The organism is Bacillus sp. LR_5 (genome assembly GCF_042709275.1).
Genome location: NZ_JAVAXX010000465.1, coordinates 1 through 3,273, shown reverse-complemented (window position 1 = coordinate 3,273; position 3,273 = coordinate 1). Strand labels below are relative to the sequence as shown.

The window sequence follows — 3,273 nt, the reverse complement described above, 5'->3', positions numbered from 1 at the left end:
ATCTTACAGGTGAAATCATAACATACAATCAGCGCTAGTAATCTATTCCCATTATTGGATATCAGGTCGGATCATATCAAAAACCCGAACCAGGCACTACGGTAAAAGTGCTCGATTCGGGCCAGCTTCTTATAGTTCCTCGCCGTTCGTTTGAATGACATTTTTGTACCACTCAAAGGAATCTTTCTTATACCGCTTCATGGATCCGTTTCCTTCATTGTCACGATCAACATAGATCATGCCGTAGCGTTTTTTCATTTCGCCAGTTGTGAATGAGACAATATCAATAATGCCCCACGGCGTGTAGCCAATTAAATCAACACCGTCGTACGTGACCGCTTTTTCCAATGCTTCAATATGCGATTTTAAATATTGAATGCGTTCCGGATCATGAACCTTGCCGTCCTCCTCCAGCGTATCCACTGCGCCAAAGCCATTTTCAACGATGAATAACGGGATTTGGTATCGGTCATAAAAACGATTTAACGTATATCTCAGCCCGGTTGGATCAATCGCCCATCCCCAGTCACTCGAAGTGATGTACGGATTTTCGACACCATTCGGCAAGCCGCCATTTACAATATCGCCAGTGTTATCATTTTTCACATCGCTTTTCACAGTTGTTGACATGTAATAGCTGAAGCCTAAGTAATCGACGGTTCCGTTTCTTAAAATCTCATCATCGCCGTCTTCGAATGTGATGTTGTAGCCTTCGCGTTCAAATTCCTTCAACGCGTAGCTTGGATAATAACCGCGAACCTGTACATCAGGGAAGAAATAGCGCTGCCTCATTTCTTCTTCAGCCAGCATCACATCTTCAGGATTGGAGGAGAAAGGATAAATCGGCACGTGTGATACCATGGCCCCGATCTGGAACTCTGGATTGATGTCTTTTCCTTTTGCCACTGCTAAGGCGCTCGCCACTAGTTCGTGGTGTGCCGTTTGATACATGACCTCCTTGGCGTTTTCGTTTTCGCCAACCACAACACCTGAATTCGTCCATAGGAACAACGGATTGTTCACATCCATTTGGTTGTTGATCTCGTTAAATGTCATCCAGTACTTTACTTTATCTTTGTAACGGGTAAAGCAAGCCTCTGCAAAGTTGACGAAGAAGTCCACGACTTTCCGGTTTCTAAAGCCGCCATATTCTCTTGCCAGGTGCAGCGGCATTTCAAAGTGAGACAGGGTAATGACCGGCTCGATCCCATGCTTCAGCAATTCATCAAACACATCATCATAAAACTGCAAACCAGCTTCGTTCGGTTCAGCCTCATCGCCTTTCGGAAAAATCCGGCTCCAGCCGATGGACGTCCGCAGACATTTTAATCCCATTTCCGCAAACAAAGCGATATCTTCCTTGTATCTGTGATAGAAATCAATGGCTTCATGGTTTGGATAAAATTCGTTTTCTTCAATCGTGTCCGTGATTTTTCTCGGCACGCCGTGCGCACCCGCTGTCATCACATCGACGACACTCGGCCCTTTACCGCCTTGATTCCATCCGCCTTCAAATTGGTGGGCAGCTAAAGCACCGCCCCATAAAAAATCCTTTGGCATGTTTCCCATGTTTAATTCCTCCTCAGCTTACGACTGTAAATATTTTTTGATGTAATGCACTTTCCTCAATCTCTTCAATGAAAGCTTATCAAACTCAACAAGCACTTCGCCTTTTTTCGGTATCGCCTTCTTTTACCTTCAAGGAAAAAGACGTGCCGTCTAATGTCACTCTATCCAGCCCGATGTGCGCAAGCAATTCGACGCCGGACGCTGAACGCAGGCTTTGTAGGCGCCACCATGACAACCGTAATGACGCCGGGATGGTAGCATCGATTTCACGATATCCTTCGCTTTAGGGGTAGACCGCTTCAGCCAATCGAAGTCTGGTAGCGCAGCGAGAAGCCCCAATCACATTCTCTTCCCCGCCTACGGCCTCTAAAATGTCTTTTGCTAGTCTCGTATAATCTCTCACTTTCCCCGACATTTCACCCACCCCTTCGTTTTGGTTGCGCTTTCATTATAATTGTACCGGTATAATATATCAATACCGAAACAAAATATTTACGCACTTACTATCATTGTAAGCGGTTTATGCTATAATTTTGGCAGTGAAACTAAACGAATAAATGAGGAATGCGTATGTTAAAATACCAGCAAATCGCAGCGGAAATTGAAACATATATAGAAGAACACCAGCTTCAGCAGGGAGACAAACTGCCAGTCCTAGAAACCCTCATGGCCCAGTTTGAAGTCAGCAAAAGCACCATCACAAAGTCCCTGGAGCTATTAGAGCAAAAAGGCGCGATCTTTCAGGTCAGAGGAAGCGGCATTTTCGTCAGAAAACATAAACGAAAAGGCTATATCAGCCTTCTGTCGAATCAGGGATTTAAAAAAGACCTCGAGGATTTCAACGTCACCTCAAAAGTTATCGAACTGGACGTGAGAAAGCCAACTCCGGAAGCGGCGGAAAACCTGAACATCGGAATGGACGAGGACATCTACTATGTCAAAAGGGTCCGCTACATCAACGGCCAGACCCTTTGCTACGAAGAGTCTTACTACAACAAATCGATCGTGACGTATTTAAACAACGAAATCGTCTCCCACTCCATCTTCCATTACATCCGGGAAGGACTGGGGTTGAAGATTGGTTTTTCTGATTTGTTTCTGCACGTGGGCCAGCTTAATGAGGAAGAAGCGGAATATTTGGGATTAGAGGCTGGACTGCCGAAGCTGTATATAGAAAGTATTTTTCACCTGACAAATGGGCAGCCGTTTGATTACTCGAAGATTTCGTATAATTATAAGCAGTCGCAGTTTGTGGTGCAGGCTAATAGTTTTTTATTATAGGGCTGCTTCACTATGGAAGGTGATCGACATGTACAAAATTATCATTCCTGCCATACTAGCCATCTTTGCGCTCTGGATACTCTTACAGATTTCACTAGAGATGAGCATCGTTAAGAATCCAATGAACTACTTTATGGATTCATTATCTTTTTCCTCTTTGTAAAGATGGTGAAAGAAAAACAATAATAGTTTGGGCGATGCAAACAGAAAAACATCCTTCCCTTAACAAACTCAGCCAGTCACATGCATTAATCTTGGTGTTAATGGATATATAGGTGCACATAAAAAGCTACTTCATTGTGAAGTAGCTTCCTTTATTAAATGCCCATTTTGATCCATCTAGTTTTAGAAAAGCGAAGGACAATCGCATTTATGATAATAATTGAAACTAAATACAAAATAATAAATAAAACATCATTACTC

At 43.4% G+C, this 3,273-nt stretch carries 3 protein-coding genes and 3 pseudogenes; 2 read left to right on the top strand and 4 right to left on the bottom strand.

Features of this window, described 5'->3' with window-relative positions; translation table 11 throughout:
* Positions 1-129: 129 nt before the first annotated feature.
* The 3 genes and pseudogenes from bglA to RAC86_RS37105 all read right to left on the bottom strand — a co-directional run.
* Complete coding sequence (gene bglA, locus RAC86_RS37115; protein ID WP_069964434.1) at positions 130-1,569, bottom strand: 6-phospho-beta-glucosidase BglA; 1,440 nt, start codon at positions 1,567-1,569, stop codon at positions 130-132.
* An 85-nt stretch (positions 1,570-1,654) separates the two neighbouring features.
* The gene (locus RAC86_RS37110; RefSeq protein ID WP_224588604.1) at positions 1,655-1,804 is read right to left on the bottom strand and encodes a PTS glucose transporter subunit IIA; all 150 of its coding nucleotides are present in this window, start codon (positions 1,802-1,804) and stop codon (positions 1,655-1,657) included.
* A 23-nt stretch (positions 1,805-1,827) separates the two neighbouring features.
* Positions 1,828-1,984: pseudogene (locus RAC86_RS37105) on the bottom strand (PTS transporter subunit EIIB); the annotation flags it as partial.
* Positions 1,985-2,139: 155 nt separating this feature from the next.
* On the opposite strand from RAC86_RS37105, the gene RAC86_RS37100 reads away from it, so the two are divergent.
* Both RAC86_RS37100 and RAC86_RS37095 read left to right on the top strand, forming a co-directional pair.
* Positions 2,140-2,850, top strand: a complete 711-nt coding sequence (locus tag RAC86_RS37100) for a GntR family transcriptional regulator (protein WP_119899972.1) — start codon at positions 2,140-2,142, stop codon at positions 2,848-2,850.
* A 28-nt stretch (positions 2,851-2,878) separates the two neighbouring features.
* Positions 2,879-3,036 (top strand): annotated as a pseudogene (locus RAC86_RS37095) (hypothetical protein).
* Positions 3,037-3,167: 131 nt separating this feature from the next.
* Here RAC86_RS37095 and RAC86_RS37090 read toward each other — a convergent pair.
* Positions 3,168-3,273, bottom strand: a pseudogene (locus RAC86_RS37090) (peptide ABC transporter permease); the annotation flags it as partial.

Excerpts from the sequence above, each read along its gene's own strand:
- bglA (WP_069964434.1), bottom strand. The coding sequence starts at position 1,569 with ATGGGAAACATGCCAAAGGATTTTTTATGGGGCGGTGCTTTAGCTGCC.
- RAC86_RS37100 (WP_119899972.1), top strand. The coding sequence starts at position 2,140 with ATGTTAAAATACCAGCAAATCGCAGCGGAAATTGAAACATATATAGAA.